Here is an 18,883-nt window from a genome sequence, read left to right on the forward strand (position 1 = left end):
TTATCGAGATCCTCACCTCGATCCAATCTGAACACAAACTCGTGTCCTGCATACGTGCGATCACACCTTTGCCGCTAAGGATTCGTTGGCAGTAGCTGAACGGCGTCGACGATTACAAACCCTACCGTCTGCATGTTGCTGATGGAAATGGTGGTCTCGCCCTCACCTCCCAATTGGACTTCACCGATCAACTGGAAGCGTTCACCTGCCGGTAACGGCTGGGTTTGGTCTACCTTGAATCGTTTCACGTAGGCACCATTAGTGACGGTCACGGGAACACTCCTGGCGCGGGTTTCGTGTGCGGAGTAAGCCATCCTCAGTTGGTAGGAACCGGCGTCCGGCACTTGGACGCGAAACGTTGCTGCGGACGCGCCGTCACCAACCGCTGCGGAGTCTTTTTCGCCACTGAAGAGATAGCCGCGACCGATGTAGGGTTTGAATCCGGTCGAGCGAGACCACTGACCGGTGAGCTCCGCTGCAGCATCATCGAGCACGATTCCTGACAAGCTCTCCAGAGCGATTGAACCGTCAGCCGCTGGCAGGTCAGTGACGTCGGGCAGTTCGAGGACTTGGTGTTGTGCTAACAGGCGTTCCCGAAGCTGCGGATAGGGCAGTTCCTGCACGGCAACGCCGTGCTCAGCCGCCAGTGCCGCAGCGACTCCAGCGCTCTGGCCAAGAATCATCCACGTTCCCTCGATTCGCAGCGACGAGATGCCGACGTGCGTACACGACAGGGCAACAGGGACGAGCAGGTTATCGCATTGCTCGGGTTTGGGCAGGATTGCGCGGTAGGGAACATGATAGGCGAAGCCCTGTTTTGGGTTCGCCCGACGGACCGGAAAGATGGTTCCTTCGTTGATCACGCCGCCGTCTTGCAGTGCGACGCGCTGGCAATCGTGCGAGTCAATCGGAAATGACGAGATCGCGATGGGATCGTCTTTTTCGGGTTCCTCCAGAATGTCTTTTTCAGTGATCACGTACATGCCTTTCATACGCCGCGACTCCCGCACATAGAGTGCGGGTGAGAAGTGGTCGTGACTTGCAAACTCGTCTTTGCAGAACCCCAGACTTGCGTAGCTATTGCGGATGTCGGCGGGCACAGCAGGATCTGTGACGAGGAAGTGGATGAACTCCAGCGTGTATTGCTTGTGCGCCTCCCAGATTGCGCGCCGTCCCGCTTCATCGGCTGAGTGCCAATCGTTTGCGCCACCGACTAGCCCCAATGAAAATTGACCACCGATCGAGTTATTGCCGTCGAGTTTCCCGCCGGGCAGCGGATAGAGGTCGAATCCAACCCGCACGCCAGTCTGCAGGGCTCTTCGCATGACTTCAAACCGGGCCGGGTCATAATTCGCGGGGCTGGGTATCGCCACGCGGTTGTCGGGATCCGCGGTCAAACACAATCGAAAACTGTAAATCATGACGTTGCGATCACCCGCGTCGTCCGGCCCGGCAGCAGCGGTCGTGACCAGCGGCAGCAAGTTACCATTGGCATCGAAGCCGTTGATGTCCATCTTGGCTTTTGGATACTGTTTGCCCGCCCGCGACTCACCGTACTCCGCACGGCTTTCGCGCCCGATCGTCCATTGGACACCCGCGGCCGCCATCAGATCACCTTCATAGGTGCCATCGACAAATACTCTAGCCGAGAACGTTCCGTTCTTGGTCACCACGGATGTGATCCGCGGCCCCTCTTTGGTCACAGACGTCAGATATCGCTGAGTCAGCACAGTAACCCCAGCTTCATCGAGCATCTGCTTGGTCACCCGCATCGCCACGTGCGGTTCGAACGTCCAACGCGATTGATCCTTCGTCGCTGGGTCGTATGGGGCCGGAAGGCCTCGATCGGTGTAATCCATCACCACACGCCTGTGCCACTCATCGAACAGTCCCATCACCGTTTCGCGAACCATCTGGTTGGAGTCGCAATGGCTTAGCCCGCCAGTATTCATGGCGCCGATGTGATCGGTCGGTTCCAGCAAGATGACCGATGCGCCCTCGCGGGCAGCAGCGATCGCCGCACAAAAACCGCCTGGCGTCGATCCATAGACGACCACGTCAGCTCGGTTGTCGGCCATCACCCCTGACTGGGAGGCTGCGAGAAGTGCGATGCACAGGCAGACGTGTCGGAATAGGGACATGCTAAACATTCGGAGGGGGTGAGAGGGCGGCAGAGGTCCCTGAGTCTAGTCCATGCTGACACCACGCGTGGTGACGTACCGCATGCCTGCGACTCCCTCAACCACTCGCCAAATGCTCGTCGCTCTGGCTCGGTGAGGCCAATCTCACCAACTCGACCCCGTCCAGCCGGAGCACGGCGGTTTCGAGATACACCCCCACGTGGCCGCACTGAAAATGCTGATCGGCGAGCGACAGCACCACCCGCCCATCGACGCTCAGCTCGATGTAACTGCCGAACGCAATCAACTTAATTTCAGCCTGTCCGCGTGTCTCGCTGTGCCAAAAGCCCGCTTGGAGTGGCTCAAACTGCATCATCTGGTCCCCCGTGGCCTGCGAATCCGTCCCCCAGCCACGCAGTTGGGCGACGCCCTTGTGCAGATCCAACGAGAGATAGTATCCGTCGCGTGTATCGGGATCGATACGAAAGACGAGTCCGCACTTGCCGAGGCCCTGGAGATCCATTTTCGCCTGCATGCGAAAATTCTCGAGTTCGCCATCAAAGACGAAGGCCTGGAAGCCGCTCTGGCAAGCGAGTTCGAGATAATCCTGGTCGACTCGGCAGACCTGCTCGCTCGGCCCCACATCCTCGATCAGGGGATTGGCACAACGGACATCAATGGACTCGCGAACGTAGTTCTCGATGCCTTCAAAGGTGACCGCACGCAACAGTCCCGTTTCGGTTTGGACGAGCCGCTTCGGTGGCGGCATGAGGTTGTCCTGCGTCCGATCGTCACGGTGCATGGAGTAGAAATTCCATAGCAGCCAGCCTGTTTCGTCCCGGCAAACTCGCCCCGCATAGTTTCCCTGGGCCAGCAACACATTGTCATGATAGCTCTGCCAGTGCTCACGTAGTGCATCAGCATGCCAATAGCGGATTTTGGCATCCTCTCGAATGCTGCCGATCAGGTAGTGATCGTCACCCAATCGGATCAGATTGGGAACCTCGATATCGTCGTACATGCGCGGGTGATGCAACGGCTTCTGGGCGACGAAATGGTTGGGTGACACCTCTTTCATGAGCGCCACGCAGCCCCGCCGAACCACCGGGCCGTGATTGGCACGGGCAGCGGCCAGCAACCATCCGTCTTCGCCATCGTGGAAGTAAAACGGATCGCGAAAACTGATCCAGTGCCGTCCTTCGTCGAGCGACGCTTCGTAGAACCTCGGGTCCGGCTCCAGCGGGAAACAGCTCTCGCGATCGAAAGGTGCGTCGGCCCGCCGCTCCGGTTTTAGCCGACTGGCTTGAAGAGCCTGTTTGACCAGTTGCGGATCACGCGGTCCACGGTGGTCTTCCCAGTGCACCGGTGATTTTTCCCAGTGAAATAGATCTTCGCTGACCGCCAAACCCAGCCGTTGGTAGTCCCCTTGGTCACGTCGCGACAGCCCTGTGTAAAACATCCTCCACCGACCCTCCTGGTTCGGGTCCGGCGATACGTGCATCGTCCACAGCATCAGGTCGTCCCAACTACCAGGCTCCCCGATAAATAACGCGTTATTCACCCGACGCCAATTCAAGGCGTCCGTGCTGACCGCGTGGGCGATGAAATCGTGATTGGGTAGCACGAGGTGAAACAGGTGGTACAGGCCGTCGTGATACAGCACATCGACATCGCCGATGGTTTTCCGACTACCGGTAATCTCGGAAAACATGGGTCATCCAATCGTGAGGGGGAGAATAGTGTCGATCAAGGCATGCCGCCGCAAAGAAACGCCCGACTCGACTGGACTTCGTCGCTACGAGAACGCTAGAGTGATCAGGTTCCCATGATACACAGATTTTTTCGCTTGTTTACTCAGGAAGGACGCACCGCGTGTTTGTTGCTGCTTCGACTTTATGTTGGCCCGATCTAGAACTGCAAGCTGCAATCGAGCTGCTCCAGGATCTCGATTTCACCGCTGTCGAAATCGCGATCCAGGAATCGATCGGTCCTATCCGGCCAAATGAATTGCTTCAAGACGAGGCCCGCGCTGTTCAGATTCTTCGCTCCAGTCACCGCATGGACATCAGCGGCTATCGCGTGGAACTATCGACGACGGGCGACGAACATTACGAGCAGTTTCATACGCTGTGCCGGATCGCCAAGGCGACCAAGGTAGTCAATATTTCTGTTCCATCGGCTGAAAAGGGTACTCCCTTTAACGAAGAAGTCGAGCATTTGAAGCGGCTCGTCGCCATCGCAGAAGGTGAAGGCGTGCGGCTGAGCGTGCGGTGCATGCTCGGTTGCCTCAGCGAAGACCCCGATACCTTGTTGGTGCTGTGCAATAACATCGAAGGACTCGGAATTGCCCTGGATCCGTCCGTGGCGCTGATCGCTTCGGCTGGGAACCCCGCCGTTGCCAAAGCGATGGCGGTCGGCAAAGGCTTCGATCAACTCTTGAAATTTGTCACCAACGTCCAGCTCCGCGATACCAGTAAAGACAAATTCCAGGTCAGTGTCGGTCAAGGGGAAATCGACTACGGCAAAATCGTCACCCAGCTCGAACGGGAAAAATACAACCGGGCGCTGACCGTCGACATGAGTCCGATGGAAGAGCACGATCACCGCGTCGAATTACGAAAACTACGGCGTCTGTTGGAGTCATTAATTTAGGCTGCTACCGTGAATGACAACCTCCCTGTGGACGGTCGAAACCGCCGGTCAACGAATCCGACTACCGACGGCTGGAGACGTCCGTCAACGATTGTAGCCGCCCCGCCCCGTCGTTCCGAACGGGAAATTGTCAGCCCGTGTTCGTCCGAGATGGCCACGCGGCTAAGCGAGCGATTGACCGAACTCCGCACCAGCACCAGACGAGATGGTCTGCAGTGGAACATGACTCCACAGCTCGCCTATGGCCGCCATCGCGGCCCCGCTCGTATGAATTCTCGCCAAGCCGCCGTGGCGGTGGGATTGTATTTCGACCCTGATGAGGGTTGGATCGTCCCGCTCACTCGTCGTCCCCACGCCCTGCGGCATCATGGCGGCCAAATCTGTTTTCCCGGTGGACGCATCGAGGCAGGCGAGACGCCCACCGCAGCGGCGCTACGCGAATTTGAGGAAGAACTCGGCATCGCCGCGGACGTGGTCGAAATCTGTGGTGAACTGCCGATGCAGTATGTCTACGCCAGCGACAACGAAGTCACCCCAGTGGTATGTGTGCTCCGGAAACCCAGTCGGCCATGGCAACCCGACCCAGCAGAAGTCGACGAAGTCATCCATCTGCCCCTCCAGATCCCCTGTCAGCGATCCTCGGTAGGCTCGTTTTGGCACCAGCGATGCGTTCAGGCCGCCCGGGACCCCCAGATCGATGTCGCGGAGTTTCGCTTCAGCGCACCCGCATTTGAATATCAGTCGCTGCGAATTTGGGGCGCCACCGCCGTGATCCTGGACCAGTTGGCCCAGTGTTTGCAGCCTATTGGATTCCGCTCCCCCGAGCGAACGAATCTGCCAACTTGGCCGATTCGCTGTTTTGGCACAACCGAGGCCACTGGTCTACGAACCCCTTCCCGGTAAATTGTGTCCATCCTACTCAACTCTCCTTTTAGCAGGAAACAATCATGGCCTCTGATGCGGTAAAAGAATTCACCGACGACAACTTCGACACTGAAGTCCTCAATAGCGACGCAGCAGTGCTCGTGGACTTCTGGGCACCTTGGTGCGGCCCCTGCCGCCAGATCGCTCCGATGATCGAAGAGCTCGCTACCGAAAACCCAGGCGTCTCGATTGGCAAAGTCAACATTGACGAAAACCCCGGTGTGGCGCAAAAGTTCGGCATCAACAGCATCCCTACCTTGTTGCTGTTCAAGAACGGTGAAATCTCCGAAAGTTTCGTCGGCGTGCGTCCCAAAGCGGCGCTCCAACAAGCCATCTCGGCGGTATGAATTTGATTTTTTGCCGCAGAGCACTCAAGTTCCGCGTCGCGAATGTCGAATGAACGGGTAGCAACGAAATTGACGCTCCGATTAGAAAAAAACAGGGCTGCCCGCCCTTCCTAACCGGAGCAATTTCTGCGAAGTTTATCGCTGCCGCAGACGTCTCTTCCCAGAGCGTTTGTCATCACAAAAAACGGTGATGAAGGAGGCAACGATTAACAAGGCGACGTGGCCAAGTGGCTAAGGCGAAGGATTGCAAATCCTTTATTCGTCGGTTCGAATCCGACCGTCGCCTCTATTTTTTGTCAGTGCCTCGGATTGACCAATGCATCCGAGCATCGCAAAATGTGACTCCGCTGAGCACACTCATCCGACGAGTTGTGCCCAGCACCCATTAGTGGCCATTACGGCCACACAGCCGCCCTTGTAGCTCAGTTGGTAGAGCAACGGACTCTTAATCCGAAACCAAGGGAACGCCAAACGGCGATTTTCACGGCGTTTTCCGCCACTTCTGCTATCATGCCAAGTTGCACAGTGTAGCACAATAGACACGGAAATACATCGTTTCAGGTGTCGCGACACCAGGCCTTGACTGAGGCGATCGGGCGTGCTTTTTCTATCGCAACAGAAACCCCTGATAGGGTTGGCCGCAGCCTATTCGCAAGGCATGCCTGGTTCCGACAGTGCTGGATGGAAAACGGAACCTGCCGAGTTGCATTGCCGCGTCGGCGGAAGCAATAGGGCATAAACTAGGAGGTGCGCTCCAGCAGCGAGTTTGCATCGGGCCAACCCGCGTGAAAGAGATCGAGCCGCCTGCCGACGCGGGCGGACTCGGTCGCCCACCAGCCACCCCCCCCGGCAGGCGGCAGGTCAAAAAAATCCTCTGGGTCCTTCCGCCGGGAGCTTCACCTCCGACCCGGGCAGGGAACGGGCGGCTTTAGAGACACACTTTCCCGTCCTTTGGTCGGCCGGACGGACGGTCGAAAAAAAACCGGCGAGGATCGCCGGTTATGTTGGTGGGATTTTTTCGCTGGCGGCTAGGCTGGGTGAGCGGCCAGGGTTTCGCGGATCCACGTCTCGGCCGTTTCGTAATGGTGGGCGTCGGTTTCGATGCCGATATAGCGGCGGCCGGATTTGATCGCAGCGACGCCCATTGTGCCGGAGCCGGCGAAAGGGTCGAGGATCGTGCCGCTAGGCGGGATCGGTTGGGCGAGAGCGGCGAGGAGGTCGACCGGCTTGCCGCACATGTGCCGCTTTTCGGCTGGCTTGATGCGGTGGGTGTGGCAGCCGGGGAACGGGCCGGCGTGGGTGGCTTTGTTGCAGGGTCCGTTGGTTCCCCAGGCAACGTACTCGCATTGGTGGCGGAAGTAGCCTTTGTGCGGGGCTCGGCTCGAGGCGGTTTTGTCCCACGCGATGATGCCGCGCCAGATGAAGCCGGCTGTTTGGAGGGCGTCGGTGAGCGTGGGGAGTTGCCGCCAATCCGAGAACACTTGGCAGTAGGCTCCGGGTTTGGCGATGCGTCGGCATTGGCGGAGCCAGAGGTCGCACCATGCTAGCCAGGATCGTGTGTCGCGGTTGTCGCCGCTGAATTCGGCGTGCTTTCGGGCGACGCCGTTGTCTTGGTACTTCGCAGACGGCTTTTGATTGCGATCACCACGGGTAAACCCGCCGGAGGAATAGGGCGGATCGGTGATAATCGCATCGACGCTCTCCGGTGCAAGTGCCGGCAGCACTTCCATCGAATCAGCGTGGTAGAGAGTCACGCGGCCGCAGTCGCTTTGGAAGGTTGGGGTCATCGTCGGCCAGGTCGGAAAATGGGGATTCGGTCGGGGGTGGTTTCGAGTCGCTCGAGTCGCGCGCGGAGTGTGGCGATCTCGGCGGCGGATTGGTCGAGGCGACGGTGGGCGGAGTGATCGATGGTGGGAGGCGTCCGCGTAGCCCAAAAAGAAACGGCGATCGACGTCAAAACGCCGATCGCCGCAACGGTTGTCTGCAGAGCGACCCAGTTGGCTTCTTTACTCACTCGGGAGCGAATCCGTGTTGTAGCCAAGGCCACGGCCAGCAGCCCGCCACTTGGCGTCGGCCAGGTCGGCCTCCTCTTGCTGCCTGACGGTCTTCTTGAGTGATCGCCACGACTTGCCGGAGGAGTCTCGAGAAACAACAAACGCAACGCAGCAGAGCAGTAGGGCGCCGAGGGCGAGAACAGCGAGCAGGCACAAAACGCCAATGACGAGGCTCGCGATGGTTAGGGGTTCGGGCATTTTGTAAGCCTAAATAGGGTGGAGGGATGGATTGGAGACGACGATCAGCCGCGGAGCTTGACGAAGGCGACCAGGCCAACCACGGCGATCAGCAAAAGCCCGCCGAGGCATCCGATCAACACGATGCCACCTACCACAGCAATCGCCCACTTGGGCACTGACGGAGTTTGCACATCGATCGTTACCGTGTCGGGGATCAGTCCATCGAGCGGGCGAAAACTCGGCAGCGATGGAAGGCTCGGCAGAGCCGGCCGTGTCGGACAAGTGCCGCCGGGACAGTCGGCGGTTGCGGAATAACGCAGAGGGCTGTTGTCACGGTCCATTTTCGCGGCGTCCATCAGATTTGCTGCCAGGTCGGCGCCGGTGGAGGGGACCGCATTGCCGCTCGCTTTGTAGATCACTCCGCCGTCGGAGCGAGCCAACGCGACGATCGGCAGTGCAGTGGCGGGCAGCGATCGGGCATAGCGTGCCTGGTAGATTTTCGTTTGTGGTGTCCATTGGTGGACGTGGCACCGAGCCGCGATGCTGGCCACTTTGGAATCGCTTTGGATCAGCGAAAGCAAACGGGCACCGAGCGGCGAGGGCGTGCTCGCGGTCACTACGATAATCTGATACTTGCCGCCATCCTCGGGCAATTGGGCGCGGGCGTTGCCGGCCAGGGCGACGATGCAGAGCATCACCGCGATAAAACGCATCATGGTTGGGCCTCGAGGCGGAAGGAAACGGGGGGTAGCTCGTCGACAATCAGCGGACGGCGCTGATCAGTTGCGAACAGTAGAAATTTTGCGACTTCGACAGCCCCGATTTCTCTAGATAGGAAGTCAGGTAGCTGCGTTTCTCCCCTGCCGATGCCACCTGCCAGCACTGCTCGCAGAGGCATGTCATGGGCGTGTTGTCATCCGCCCACAGTTCGTGCCAATCCTTGCCGACTACTGATTTCGAGCATCGCGCACAGCGAAACACGCCTTCGCGCAAATCGCTGTTGACGATTTTCGTCGCCGGTCTAACTGGTGGGATGATCGCGGCAGGCTTGGCCACCGGCGCGGGCTGCACGATACGGCTCGGGCCGATCACCACCTGGGGCTGCGGCTGGTAATTCGGGCACGTGGGGCAGGAGTAGTTCGGCCGGTAGTTCGGACAGCTCGCACAGTCCGCATCCTTGGTTTGTCGCAACGCCTCTTGATTGACGTCCGCGTTGTCCACGTCTCCAATCTCAAGCGATCCATTGGGGTACACCGGTCGAGGGCATTGGCCGCCAGGGCAACACGGATTCCCTGGGCCATAGCCTCCAGGGCATTGACCTCCGGGACAATCGAAGCCAGGGCAACCGGTACAATTCGGGCAGCATTGGCCCGTCGGACAAGTCGTGTTGCAATTGGGGTTGTCGGTGCAACCAGTGGACACAATCAAAAACGTGCACAGCACGCACGCGGCGAGGATGGTGAGTAAATCACGCATGGGGAACGCTCCTATAAGCGGGGTAGAGTGGTGGGGGGACCGGCGGGTCGAGCAGTGACAAGGCGAAGCCGCCATAGTCAGCCCATCGCCTGAGAAACTCGGCACGCTCGACTTTGATGTAACGAGTAGGCCGGTTGTTGTCGTTGAGGAACGCGTATTCACGCCCGTCAACATTTGCGAAACCCACAAAGGTCACGCAGTGCCGCGTGTAAAACCAGATGATCGCACCGCGGCGGGTACGCGAGCACCAGTCGAGGAACGATTCATCCGCCGAGCGAGTAAACACGTACCGCAGGCCGGCGGCGTCGTGACTCTGCCGAATGCTCGTATCGGTTTCGCCACCGGAATGGTTGCGACGCCACCAATCGGCCATCGCCTCCTTACCACGCCACTGCAGTGCGTAGACCGTCGATGCGTTGACGCAGGATCCGGAGCCGTCGGCCGCCGTCCAGTTATAGGGGCGGAGCGACTCAGGGAGGTTAGCGGCGGGAACCTCGGCTGGCGGAGGTTGGTTTGGAATCAGGATTGGTGCAGCGGATTGGTTACAACCACAGACCAGGCCCAGCAGGGCCAGGATCAGGAACAGTTTTTGCATTTGATGCTCGCGGGGGCAGGCGATTCATTCGGTCGACCCGCGCGAACGTCCGCGGGCCGGGAGAGATTGGGCAGTTGGCCAGCGAAGAGGCTGTCGGGTCATTTCCGACGCACAAAACGTGAGAAGACGCGGTCGACCGAAGGTGTCACGTGTCAGGGTACAGCAGAGTGCCGTTTTTCCGTGCTTTCAGGCTTCTATGGTCGCGGACCATTTCGGGGCCTCTCGGGGGCACGTCGCAGCTGGGTTAGGGATGCCGAGACGATGCAGCAGCAGGCCAGGGCGGCCGCGGCTCGTGATGATGCCGCAGCGGTTTCCCTCTCGATGCGGACACGCGGCACAGATTTGGATCCGGTCGGCCTGCCACTCGGTGAGTGTCTGCAGGTCGATGGTCGGAACCACGCGCTGCCTCGGCACTTTGCTAGAGCGACACGCCGGGCAGTTGCGTTGCTTGTGCCAGGTATTGCACCGAAAACACTGGGCGAGCTCAAAGGAGGACATATTCATAGGTCATGTCGAACTGGTAGCTCGAAACCAACGAGACGCTGGAATTGTACGACGCGGGGTAGGTCACGTATGGGTTAAGCGTGACCGGAGCCGGGAGAGGAAAGAGGGCAACGGCTTCGCCAGGACCATCGCAGCTCGTCGGCTGGTAGACGATCAAGCTATTTGGCGTCGACGAGTTACCCGAAGCAAAGAACAGATAGATTGTCGTGTTGCCTGTTTCGTAGTCGACCGTCATGTTGGAAAAGTTCTTGCTCGGATGCTGGGAGTTGACCAGATCTCGGGCAATCTCTAATCGCTCGATCTCGAAATCCAAGCAATTCACTGGCGAGAACGTGAATTTAGAGAGATACACTCCGTTAAACCCATCGAGCCCCGTGATGGTGTACGGGCCAGGCGAGCCGCCGGGGAACGTGTACGAACTGAGCAACCCCGCGATGGTCACCCGCAGGTACAGCTCGCCGTCATAATCTTCACCGCAGGCGCAGTAGCTCTCGCCATCGCAGCAGCAGCTCGGGGCTAGGTTGTTGCTCATGTGCCACAGTACGAAACATCGGGGACGATACGGCCGTTGAACAGTCGACACTGGACGTAGTCCACGCCGGTGATCGCGGGGCCATAGTGAAACACACGCACCTCGCGATCGTAGGGACTCGGCACCGGCGTCGCTTGCCCGCTCGCGGGGCTGGCCCAGGCGATGATGCACGTACTCGCGACCGGTCCGGACCACGTCCCCGCGGCGATGTCGCCGGAGACCAGGCAGTGACCGCCGTCGTAGCCGTCGATCAATACGCGACACGGAGCGTCTGCACCCCCACCGGTTGAACCATCAGGCTTGCCAAGGATGCGCACCGGGCCGAAGTAGCCGCTCTGCAGTTTGCCGTTGTCGAGCACGCGGGCACGGGTATGTTCGACGTCGATGACGTCGATCGGCATGGTGAGTTGACCGCCGATCCATGCGGGGCCGATCTCGCCGGCGGGGATCTGGTCGGCTAGGACCGCGATCCGGCTCCGGTGTGCCGGCTTGTACTCCGGATCGGGCAACACGCCGTCAAAGGTCAGTCGCTCGCGGAACTTATCCGACCAGTCCGTTTCGCTGGGATCGTCCAGCGCGAGTACAGTCAGGGCGTCGTGGTCGTCCTCGGTCGTGTTCAGCACCCAGACGATGTTCGGATCGGTGGCAATGTTGCGACGAACGACGCGGCCCGTGTTGGCGGTGTAGGCCTGTCCGGCCCGCAGCATCGCGTTGTACTCGAGGGCCGAGGGCGAGAATTCGTCACCGGCCTTGACAGGGTGAAACGGCATCAGGATCCAATCACGGGGCCGGAGGTGTCGGGATCATTGACGCCGAGCGTCGCAAAGTTACCCGGCCGATAGACTTTATTGACATACACGCCCGTCGGCACGTCTTTAATGACGCCGCTCACCTTGACTTGCTTCGACGTGACCCATAGGTAATCGTGGCCACCCTTTTCGATGTCCTCGATGTCGCCAATCGTCAGGCCCGTCAGGTTGGGCGAAACGGCGAACTGAAACGTGATGTCACGCTCGCCAGCGACAACCGTGGCGTCGCTCATGAATTTGAGCGGCTGTTGTCCGGTGGGCCCCAGGAACAGCACCTCGCCGGGGGCGAACCCCAGGAAACTCGCGATATTCGTGGTGCCGGTGAGGTAGATCAGTGAACGCAGCCAGGGCAGCGTGATCGTGGCACCTTCGAACGATTGTTGGAGCGTAAATTTAACCTGCGGGATGACAATCTCGACCCCCTTGGGTCGGCCGTCCTCGCCGATCTCGATCGCGGTGCCGAAGTCGACGGCCGTCGGCGGAAATCGCTCTTGGGAAAACCCGTACAGCGTCGTCGTGGTCCCGCCGGTACCGTCAAACGCGAACGTGCACTCGCCGACCGCTTTCGGCTGGTTTTCGGATTTTTTGTCCTTCGGGTTGACGTACTCGACGCTGGCCTCCCAGATCCCGTTTCCAATCGGGTTCATGGCGATGCCTTCGGCGATAACCGATTGGCCAATGCCAACCAGGTCGAGCACCGGGGACAGTTCCGCGAGCAGGGCGGCATAGGCGGCGGCCTCATCGGTCGTGCCGGTGATATACGCCTTGATCGTTTTACCATCACCGCCCTCGGCGGTACTGAGTTTGACGGAGCGCGAATCCCACGACTCAAACGCCTCGACGGCTCCGGTACTGCTATAGGGGCTGCTCATGCTCCGAACCTCACGGGGTTTTTCTTCCCAGCCGCGTCTGCGATCCGGCGCGTGTTTTCGGCCGTCGCCTTGGTGGCCTCGGCGGTCTCTTTGGCGAGCGCGTCACGTCCGTTGCCACCACGCCCGAGAGCGAAGCCGTCGAACGTGCCGGCGGTTTTGGTTTGCTTGTCCATTTCCGTTCCCGCGTTGGCGGCCGCCAGGCGGGCTTGGTCGAGCAATCGAGCCACGGCCGCGATCTGGGCACCGGCCTCGGCTTCGTTGATCTGGCCACCGTCGAGGCGTTCACGGATGGTCTGTTGTTGCTCGCGAAACGTGGCCTGGCGTTCCTCTTTCGTGTCGTTGGCCTCGAGAAACCCCTTCTGCAGCTTGTTACGACTGCGGCGGAAAGTGGTCTCGTCGATCAGGCCCGCGCGGAGGAGCTCTTGCGAGTTCTCGAGTTCCGTGCGGAACACTTCGAAAGGGCTGCGCAGAGCCTCCGCGAGCGATGCGGCGTCGGACTTCATGTCGGCGAGCTTGGCGGCAGCGGCCGCTTGCTCTTGGGCAACCTTCAGCGCGGCGAGTTGGGCGGCTGTGGCGCCCATCAGGGAGAGCTTGTGCCGTTCGGACGCCTCGGCACCGTGGCGAGATGCGTAGGCTTGTTCGTTGAGCGATTGGATTTGATCCTTCACGCTGTCGTTGACCTTGGCAATCGCTTCCGCTCGGGTGGCCTCCTCTTGTGCGGCCTTGAGAGCGTCGATCTGGGCACTATTGGCACCTTCACGCCGGAACTTAATGACCTCGGCGGCGTTTTTTCCGTGGACGGCCGAGTTGCCGGTATCGGCGAGCGAGTCGATCCGGCCGGTAATCGTGTCGGTCAGTTTCTTCGCGTCTTGGTTCGCTTTGCTCGTGCCTTCTTTCTTGGCGGTGTCCCTGCCCAGCTCGCTATTGAGGCGTTTCAGCTCCGCGCGGGCACTCTTGGCGCGATCTTCGAAGCTATCGAAGCTCGCGCCGACTCCGCCTGAAAATGCGTCGGCCAGCATTTGCGCGATAGAGGGGCCGCCGGTGAGTGCAGACCAAATCATTTTTGGAATGGCTGCGAACACCGACCCAAGCGTTGTCAGTACGTTGCCCCAGAATTCCTTGAAGTATTTCCAGTAGTTGGAAAAGTAGTGTGACAAGCCCTTCGCAATGCCATCCATTCCGGTAAAGAATGCTGCCTTTACACCTGCCCAGAGGATCTCGGCCGCCTTCGCGTATTGTCCACCAGCCATCGCGGCGGTGAGCCCGCTGAAAGTTTCTTTAGCAATTGCCCACACCTCCTTGAGGACATTCTTTGCACCCTCCCACGCGGCTGAGACGACGTCCATTTTTGATGCTGCCACGATGAATACCGCGCTTAACGCAGCAACGTACGCAGCGACCAATGCAATAAGCGGAAGAAAGGGCAGTAGTGGACCTGAAATCGCGGCCCACGCGGAGGTTGCGGCCGCGGCCACAAATCCCCAGGCAGTTGCCATCCCGCCGAGCCCGTAACCCAAGAGGCTAACACCGGCCGCAATGGCGACAAGTGTTCCACCAACGGTCACCAGCCCTGCGGCCGTGATGGCAAGTACTTGGGCCACGCCTTGGTTCGCGTTGATAAATTCGGTGAGATCACCGAGCACCTGGGTAAACGCGTCGACAACCTTCGACAGCCCACCTTCGATGCTCGCGCCGATCGCGTTGGCGACCCCATCAACGGCTGACAGGATGCGTCGGAATGCTCCGCCCAGCCCAGCGTCCATGCTCTTGGCGGTCGTGTTGGCAGTGCCCTCAGCGGCCTTGAGTTTGGCGGTGAGTTCGTCGAGTGCTGGGCCAGACGTGGCGATAATGTTGGCCGCGTCCATGCCGAGCAGCCCAAACGCGTCGCTGAGTGCCTTAGATTGCTCCGTGGTGCTCATCAGGGCGGTTGATTCGCCGATCTCGGTTAGGATCTTGGCTAGTGGTTTGAATTGGCCATCGGCGTCGGTATTGGACACATTGAAGATCTTCTTGAGTTCTTCGCCCGACGATGATGCAATCGACGCGATCCGACGGAGGGCAGTACCGGCGGCGGATGCTTCGATACCTTTGTCGCCGAGAATGCCGATAAACGCGGCAGTCTCCTCGACACTCATGCCGAGCCGGTGGGCGCTCGTGGCGGCGTAGACCATCGATTCGCCGATGCCCTCGACGGTCGTGTTGGTGGAGTTGGCTGTTTTGGTCAACACGTCGGCCAGGCGGGTCGCGTCGGATGCCTCGAGCCCGAATTGCTTGATCGCGTTTTTCATGATTCCAGCGGCGAGGGCGGCATCAGTACCGGTCGCTCGTGAGAGATCGAGCACTGCAAGCGTCATCTTGTTGATTTGCTCTGGCTTGAAACCGCCCTTGGCGAGTTCCTGCATCAGCAATGCGACCTCTTGCGAGGTGTAGCTGGTGGTTGCACCGAGACGACTCGCGGTGTCGGTCATGCTCTTTAGATCTTCGGAGGATGCCTGGGCGATCGCACCAACCGCCCGCATCGCGTCGTCGAAGTCCGCGAAAATCTTCGTGGCAAACGCGATCGGAGTACCGAGGGCAATGCCAGCTCCGGCGAGCTTCACGACGACGTTTTGCAACCCTGCCGAAAACGCTCGCATTTTGGCTTGTGCGTTCTTGAGGCCGGCCGAGAGTTTGTCGTTGATGCCGAGTTCGACGAAGGCACGCCCGGCGCGAATTCCTGAGGTGCTCATGGGGTCGGCTTACTTGATCGAGTTGCGGAATAGGTTCGGGAACTTGGGGGCCTCTTTTTGCAACGCCGGAAACATGAACGGGCGGGCCTTGTACCGGGCCGCGGTGAGGCGACGCGTTGCGTGGCCGCCACGGTTCTTGCGGCGTGAGGTGGCGAGGACTTTGCCGGTACCGCCGTGCTCGAGCAGCTGCGGGACGTTGACGCCGTTCTTGCTCTTGAAGAGCACGGGGCCGATGACGACGCTCTGCGGGCCAGGCTGGTAGCCGAACAGGATCGTGCGAATGTTTTTCGCGCCCTTGGTGTGCATCCGGGGCGGTTGGCCGGGGCGGCTGATCGTGGGATCAAGACCGCCAACGCGTTGGCCTTTCTTCTTCTTCGATTTGGCTCGTTTGCCGACCGGTCGGATACTCGATCGAGCTGTCCGCCGGACGAAGGCACCGGCGCGGGAGAGTTCACGCCGGACGGCTCGATCAACCGAGCGTTGCACCCTGGGACGGTCGAAAAACGAGCCCTTGATCTTCCACGTGACAGTGGTCATTTCATGCTCCGGGCAATCGCCTCAATCATCGGACGCATGCTGCGGACTTGCTCCCGAGTCATGCCGCGACGTTTCTTGGCTTCGCGGAAGGGGTGAAAATCCGTGACTTCGGCGGCCTTGGTTTTCTCGCCTCGGTTGCAGTTGAATTGCAGGGCGAGCATCGCGGAGGTGTGATCCCAGCGGGCGGATTGCCGGGCGCGTGAGAATTCGAGCAGCTCGGCGAGTGTTAGCTCGCCGGGATCGATGCCGGCTTCTCCGGCAATGGCCCAGAGCTGGCGATAGCGGCCATCGCCTCGTCGATCGCCCGGTCGATCGTGCCATCGCTCAGCGCCGTCGCCAGCTTGGCTTCTTGACTTGCCACCATCGTTGCCGCCCGGCCCAGCACCTTCTCCAGAGTCTTCCGCCGGGCACCGGGGAAAAAATCTACGATGGCCTCGAGGAATGCGGACGTGGCGTCTTCAATGGTTGATCCGTCGAACGATTCGCCGAATTGCTCATCGGTAACCCCGAGATCTTTCGCCTGGGGCATGACAACGGCGAAGATACCATCGACGAAGAGGATGGGATCTGCGGACAACTCGGCAAGCAACTGGGGCTCGTCGAGCACTCGCATCAGGTTCACGCCTGCAAGGTCGCGAACGCGCTTGACCGCGTTGACGTTGAGCGTCAGATCCCAGCGGCGGTTTTTAGTGTCGGTGAAGTGAGGCATGGTGCGAAGGGTGAGGGGTGAAGGGTGAGGAGTGAAAAGGGAGTTCACTCGGCGGGCTTGGCTGTCTTGCGGCGGGTGCGTTTGGGCTTGGGCGGATCGTCTGCACGGACGTTGACCGGATCGGCCGGGGGTGTGCCCCAGGGGGCGTGCTCTTTGTTTTCCGGAGCCTCGCTGGCCCCGATCAGAACGCGGATCCACTCGACGGGGACCGAGACGCTCGTGGCGCGGGGGGAGCGGCTGAGTGTCTCGGTGAGTCGGGCGGTGATTTGGTCGCGCTGCATGATCGGGGCCGTGGAGGTGGTTAAGAAATTCAGGGTTCAGGCGTCAGGCGATCACTCGCCGGCGTCGACGGTGCCAGCGATCGTGACCCACGTCGGCAGCAGCAATGTGCCGCTTAGCTTGTAGCGGGCGGCGTCGACTTTGATGTCGTAGGTTTTGCCCTCTTCCAACTCTTCGCCGGTCGGGAATTCGGAAACCATGCCCGCAAACTTCCAGCCCTCGACGTCGTAGGCGTCGCCGGCATCGGTGCCCTCGGGATGGACACCGTCGGAGGGGCCGTCGAGCACGGCAAAGCCAATGATGGTGTCGTTGACATAGGAATCACGCAGCATCGCCAGCACGGTGTCTTCGGTCTCGTAGAGGTAGCCGAACTGCAGATCCATCGATTTGAATCCAGCGCCCTTGAGATCCCAGCCGCCGGAGCTGCGAGCCATCAGGCTGATCATGTTTTTCGTCACGCCGGGTTGGCTGACGTTCTTTGCGTTTTCAACGGTCGAATAGACGGGTGAGGCCCAGCCGGAGATTGGGAAAGAGGCGAGGACGCAGTCCTTACCGATGACAGGGTTTCCGGACATATGGTTGATTCCTAGAGAGGCGTGGCAGTGGGCGGAGTGTGAGCCGAGGGGCGTGATCCCCCGGACGATCAGAGTCTGACGATCGTGCGATAGGTGACCGTGAGGACGCTCTTGAGCACGTGGTCCTTATTCAGGGCCTCGACGTCGTAGAGCGGGAGGATTTGCGACGATTCGCGGGTGTGGCCGCCGATGCGTCCGTGACTCTCGAGCGTCTCGTCGATCCAGCGGACGAAGTCGAGGAATTGCTCGATCTGCAGCTCGTCGAACGTGTCGCCTTTGGGTGTGGTTTTGAGGTGCGGGCAAATCTGAATGGATCGCTCGCGATTGGCCGCGCTACGTGATGCGGTGAGCGAGGAGGTTTGCACCGGAGCGACGGGCACACGGCACGTGGTGAGTTTGGCGGGGGTGTAGACGGGCAGGAATTCACGCGAGACCAGGGCCGAGGGGATCGGCGAGGCCTCGATTTTGTTGGCCAGTAATGCGGCCACCACATGAGCGAGTTCGGCGGGGGTGGTGTGGCTCATGCTCCGCATTCACAATCGGGGTCTTGATCGTCGTCGAGGGATTGGGTGTGGATCCGAATGCGGCGGCGGCCGGTGTCGGACCAGATCCACGGGGCATCGCCAGCGGCGGCGACGCATTCGTACCGAACGTCGTCGATCGAGTCGGTGATGATCCAACCGCGTTTGGGCAGCTGCAGCCCCTCGTCGGTGATCAGCTGCGTCACATCGACGAGCCAATCGCGGGCGGCGATCTGCGATACGGTGCCATCACTGGCGACCTCGTCCCAGGTGCTCTGGCCGGGTGCGGCCTGCAGCTCGATCGACACGTCCGGGTAGGACTCGCGATCGGTCAGCGTGACCAGGCGAGTCGCACCGGCCGCCGCGAGTTGCTCGGTGAGGAAATCAGCGGCAGCGGTGAACAGGTCAGGCACAGGGGCATTCGCTAGAGGAGAAAGAGCGGACCACGAAACACACGAACTACACGAA

Annotated in this window: 22 protein-coding genes and 1 tRNA gene; 4 read left to right on the top strand and 19 right to left on the bottom strand. The window is 60.1% G+C overall.

Translation table 11 applies throughout. From position 1 onward, the window contains the following. Positions 1–74 precede the first annotated feature (74 nt). Positions 75–2,141 carry an FAD-dependent oxidoreductase gene (locus Poly21_RS00560; RefSeq protein WP_146404952.1) on the bottom strand — a complete coding sequence of 689 codons (2,067 nt, stop codon included), beginning with the start codon at positions 2,139–2,141 and terminating at the stop codon, positions 75–77. Positions 2,142–2,238: 97 nt separating this feature from the next. Next, on the bottom strand, positions 2,239–3,831 hold the full coding sequence (locus tag Poly21_RS00565; RefSeq protein WP_146404955.1) for a glycoside hydrolase family protein: 1,593 nt from the start codon (positions 3,829–3,831) through the stop codon (positions 2,239–2,241). 161 nt (positions 3,832–3,992) lie between these two features. Here Poly21_RS00565 and Poly21_RS00570 point away from each other — a divergent pair, with 161 nt between their 5' ends. From Poly21_RS00570 to Poly21_RS00585, 4 genes are all read left to right on the top strand, one after another. Beyond that, on the top strand, positions 3,993–4,772 hold the full coding sequence (locus Poly21_RS00570) for a sugar phosphate isomerase/epimerase family protein (protein ID WP_146404957.1): 780 nt from the start codon (positions 3,993–3,995) through the stop codon (positions 4,770–4,772). 9 nt (positions 4,773–4,781) lie between these two features. Next, positions 4,782–5,675, top strand: coding sequence for an NUDIX hydrolase (locus tag Poly21_RS00575; protein ID WP_302117068.1), 894 nt, complete (start codon positions 4,782–4,784; stop codon positions 5,673–5,675). Between the two features lie 44 nt (positions 5,676–5,719). After that, on the top strand, positions 5,720–6,043 hold the full coding sequence (gene trxA / locus Poly21_RS00580; RefSeq protein ID WP_146404959.1) for a thioredoxin: 324 nt from the start codon (positions 5,720–5,722) through the stop codon (positions 6,041–6,043). A gap of 213 nt (positions 6,044–6,256) precedes the next feature. Continuing rightward, positions 6,257–6,329 (top strand) — tRNA-Cys (locus Poly21_RS00585). Positions 6,330–7,071: 742 nt separating this feature from the next. Here Poly21_RS00585 and Poly21_RS00590 read toward each other — a convergent pair. The 17 genes from Poly21_RS00590 to Poly21_RS00665 all read right to left on the bottom strand — a co-directional run bounded on the left by Poly21_RS00590 (position 7,072) and on the right by Poly21_RS00665 (position 18,828). After that, positions 7,072–7,830, bottom strand: coding sequence for a DNA-methyltransferase (locus Poly21_RS00590; RefSeq protein WP_146404961.1), 759 nt, complete (start codon positions 7,828–7,830; stop codon positions 7,072–7,074). Next, on the bottom strand, positions 7,827–8,057 hold the full coding sequence (locus tag Poly21_RS00595) for a hypothetical protein (RefSeq protein ID WP_146404963.1): 231 nt from the start codon (positions 8,055–8,057) through the stop codon (positions 7,827–7,829). The genes Poly21_RS00590 and Poly21_RS00595 overlap by 4 nt, the downstream gene beginning before the upstream one ends. Next, complete coding sequence (locus Poly21_RS00600) at positions 8,050–8,295, bottom strand: hypothetical protein (protein WP_146404965.1); 246 nt, start codon at positions 8,293–8,295, stop codon at positions 8,050–8,052. Before Poly21_RS00600 ends, Poly21_RS00595 begins: the two co-directional genes overlap by 8 nt. Before the next feature lie 44 nt (positions 8,296–8,339). Continuing rightward, positions 8,340–8,993, bottom strand: coding sequence for a hypothetical protein (locus Poly21_RS00605; protein WP_146404967.1), 654 nt, complete (start codon positions 8,991–8,993; stop codon positions 8,340–8,342). 46 nt (positions 8,994–9,039) lie between these two features. Beyond that, entirely contained in the window at positions 9,040–9,753 is a 714-nt protein-coding gene (locus Poly21_RS00610) for a hypothetical protein (protein ID WP_146404969.1), read from the bottom strand. Then, the gene (locus Poly21_RS00615; protein ID WP_146404971.1) at positions 9,746–10,348 is read right to left on the bottom strand and encodes a hypothetical protein; all 603 of its coding nucleotides are present in this window, start codon (positions 10,346–10,348) and stop codon (positions 9,746–9,748) included. The genes Poly21_RS00610 and Poly21_RS00615 overlap by 8 nt, the downstream gene beginning before the upstream one ends. A 484-nt stretch (positions 10,349–10,832) precedes the next feature. Continuing rightward, positions 10,833–11,384: a hypothetical protein gene (locus Poly21_RS00620; protein ID WP_146404973.1), complete on the bottom strand. Its 552-nt coding sequence runs from the start codon at positions 11,382–11,384 to the stop codon at positions 10,833–10,835. Then, positions 11,381–12,154, bottom strand: coding sequence for a hypothetical protein (locus Poly21_RS00625; RefSeq protein ID WP_146404975.1), 774 nt, complete (start codon positions 12,152–12,154; stop codon positions 11,381–11,383). Before Poly21_RS00625 ends, Poly21_RS00620 begins: the two co-directional genes overlap by 4 nt. Beyond that, positions 12,154–13,065 carry a hypothetical protein gene (locus Poly21_RS00630; RefSeq protein ID WP_146404977.1) on the bottom strand — a complete coding sequence of 304 codons (912 nt, stop codon included), beginning with the start codon at positions 13,063–13,065 and terminating at the stop codon, positions 12,154–12,156. The genes Poly21_RS00625 and Poly21_RS00630 overlap by 1 nt, the downstream gene beginning before the upstream one ends. Next, positions 13,062–15,794 carry a phage tail tape measure protein gene (locus Poly21_RS00635; RefSeq protein ID WP_146404978.1) on the bottom strand — a complete coding sequence of 911 codons (2,733 nt, stop codon included), beginning with the start codon at positions 15,792–15,794 and terminating at the stop codon, positions 13,062–13,064. Before Poly21_RS00635 ends, Poly21_RS00630 begins: the two co-directional genes overlap by 4 nt. 9 nt (positions 15,795–15,803) lie before the next feature. Beyond that, entirely contained in the window at positions 15,804–16,331 is a 528-nt protein-coding gene (locus tag Poly21_RS00640) for a hypothetical protein (protein WP_146404980.1), read from the bottom strand. Continuing rightward, the gene (locus Poly21_RS26885) at positions 16,328–16,492 is read right to left on the bottom strand and encodes a hypothetical protein (protein WP_302117072.1); all 165 of its coding nucleotides are present in this window, start codon (positions 16,490–16,492) and stop codon (positions 16,328–16,330) included. The genes Poly21_RS00640 and Poly21_RS26885 overlap by 4 nt, the downstream gene beginning before the upstream one ends. A gap of 65 nt (positions 16,493–16,557) precedes the next feature. Further along, positions 16,558–17,040, bottom strand: coding sequence for a hypothetical protein (locus tag Poly21_RS00645; RefSeq protein ID WP_146404982.1), 483 nt, complete (start codon positions 17,038–17,040; stop codon positions 16,558–16,560). Positions 17,041–17,084: 44 nt separating this feature from the next. Next, positions 17,085–17,321: a hypothetical protein gene (locus Poly21_RS00650; RefSeq protein WP_146404984.1), complete on the bottom strand. Its 237-nt coding sequence runs from the start codon at positions 17,319–17,321 to the stop codon at positions 17,085–17,087. 51 nt (positions 17,322–17,372) lie between these two features. Continuing rightward, on the bottom strand, positions 17,373–17,894 hold the full coding sequence (locus tag Poly21_RS00655; protein WP_146404986.1) for a hypothetical protein: 522 nt from the start codon (positions 17,892–17,894) through the stop codon (positions 17,373–17,375). A gap of 68 nt (positions 17,895–17,962) precedes the next feature. Continuing rightward, complete coding sequence (locus tag Poly21_RS00660) at positions 17,963–18,418, bottom strand: hypothetical protein (protein ID WP_146404988.1); 456 nt, start codon at positions 18,416–18,418, stop codon at positions 17,963–17,965. Further along, complete coding sequence (locus Poly21_RS00665; RefSeq protein WP_146404990.1) at positions 18,415–18,828, bottom strand: hypothetical protein; 414 nt, start codon at positions 18,826–18,828, stop codon at positions 18,415–18,417. Before Poly21_RS00665 ends, Poly21_RS00660 begins: the two co-directional genes overlap by 4 nt. Positions 18,829–18,883: the final 55 nt, after the last annotated feature.

The organism is Allorhodopirellula heiligendammensis (assembly GCF_007860105.1).
Taxonomy (GTDB): Bacteria; Planctomycetota; Planctomycetia; order Pirellulales; family Pirellulaceae; genus Rhodopirellula; species Rhodopirellula heiligendammensis.

What these genes read in the sequence shown, in the direction of transcription:
- Poly21_RS00560 (WP_146404952.1), bottom strand. Translation starts at nt 2,141, where the DNA reads ATGTCCCTATTCCGACACGTCTGCCTGTGCATCGCACTTCTCGCAGCC.
- Poly21_RS00565 (WP_146404955.1), bottom strand. Translation starts at nt 3,831, where the DNA reads ATGTTTTCCGAGATTACCGGTAGTCGGAAAACCATCGGCGATGTCGAT.
- trxA (WP_146404959.1), top strand. Translation starts at nt 5,720, where the DNA reads ATGGCCTCTGATGCGGTAAAAGAATTCACCGACGACAACTTCGACACT.
- Poly21_RS00590 (WP_146404961.1), bottom strand. Translation starts at nt 7,830, where the DNA reads ATGACCCCAACCTTCCAAAGCGACTGCGGCCGCGTGACTCTCTACCAC.
- Poly21_RS00600 (WP_146404965.1), bottom strand. Translation starts at nt 8,295, where the DNA reads ATGCCCGAACCCCTAACCATCGCGAGCCTCGTCATTGGCGTTTTGTGC.
- Poly21_RS00605 (WP_146404967.1), bottom strand. Translation starts at nt 8,993, where the DNA reads ATGATGCGTTTTATCGCGGTGATGCTCTGCATCGTCGCCCTGGCCGGC.
- Poly21_RS00610 (WP_146404969.1), bottom strand. Translation starts at nt 9,753, where the DNA reads ATGCGTGATTTACTCACCATCCTCGCCGCGTGCGTGCTGTGCACGTTT.
- Poly21_RS00615 (WP_146404971.1), bottom strand. Translation starts at nt 10,348, where the DNA reads ATGCAAAAACTGTTCCTGATCCTGGCCCTGCTGGGCCTGGTCTGTGGT.
- Poly21_RS00620 (WP_146404973.1), bottom strand. Translation starts at nt 11,384, where the DNA reads ATGAGCAACAACCTAGCCCCGAGCTGCTGCTGCGATGGCGAGAGCTAC.
- Poly21_RS00625 (WP_146404975.1), bottom strand. Translation starts at nt 12,154, where the DNA reads ATGCCGTTTCACCCTGTCAAGGCCGGTGACGAATTCTCGCCCTCGGCC.
- Poly21_RS00630 (WP_146404977.1), bottom strand. Translation starts at nt 13,065, where the DNA reads ATGAGCAGCCCCTATAGCAGTACCGGAGCCGTCGAGGCGTTTGAGTCG.
- Poly21_RS00635 (WP_146404978.1), bottom strand. Translation starts at nt 15,794, where the DNA reads ATGAGCACCTCAGGAATTCGCGCCGGGCGTGCCTTCGTCGAACTCGGC.
- Poly21_RS00640 (WP_146404980.1), bottom strand. Translation starts at nt 16,331, where the DNA reads ATGACCACTGTCACGTGGAAGATCAAGGGCTCGTTTTTCGACCGTCCC.
- Poly21_RS26885 (WP_302117072.1), bottom strand. Translation starts at nt 16,492, where the DNA reads ATGCTCGCCCTGCAATTCAACTGCAACCGAGGCGAGAAAACCAAGGCC.
- Poly21_RS00645 (WP_146404982.1), bottom strand. Translation starts at nt 17,040, where the DNA reads ATGCCTCACTTCACCGACACTAAAAACCGCCGCTGGGATCTGACGCTC.
- Poly21_RS00650 (WP_146404984.1), bottom strand. Translation starts at nt 17,321, where the DNA reads ATGCAGCGCGACCAAATCACCGCCCGACTCACCGAGACACTCAGCCGC.
- Poly21_RS00655 (WP_146404986.1), bottom strand. Translation starts at nt 17,894, where the DNA reads ATGTCCGGAAACCCTGTCATCGGTAAGGACTGCGTCCTCGCCTCTTTC.
- Poly21_RS00660 (WP_146404988.1), bottom strand. Translation starts at nt 18,418, where the DNA reads ATGAGCCACACCACCCCCGCCGAACTCGCTCATGTGGTGGCCGCATTA.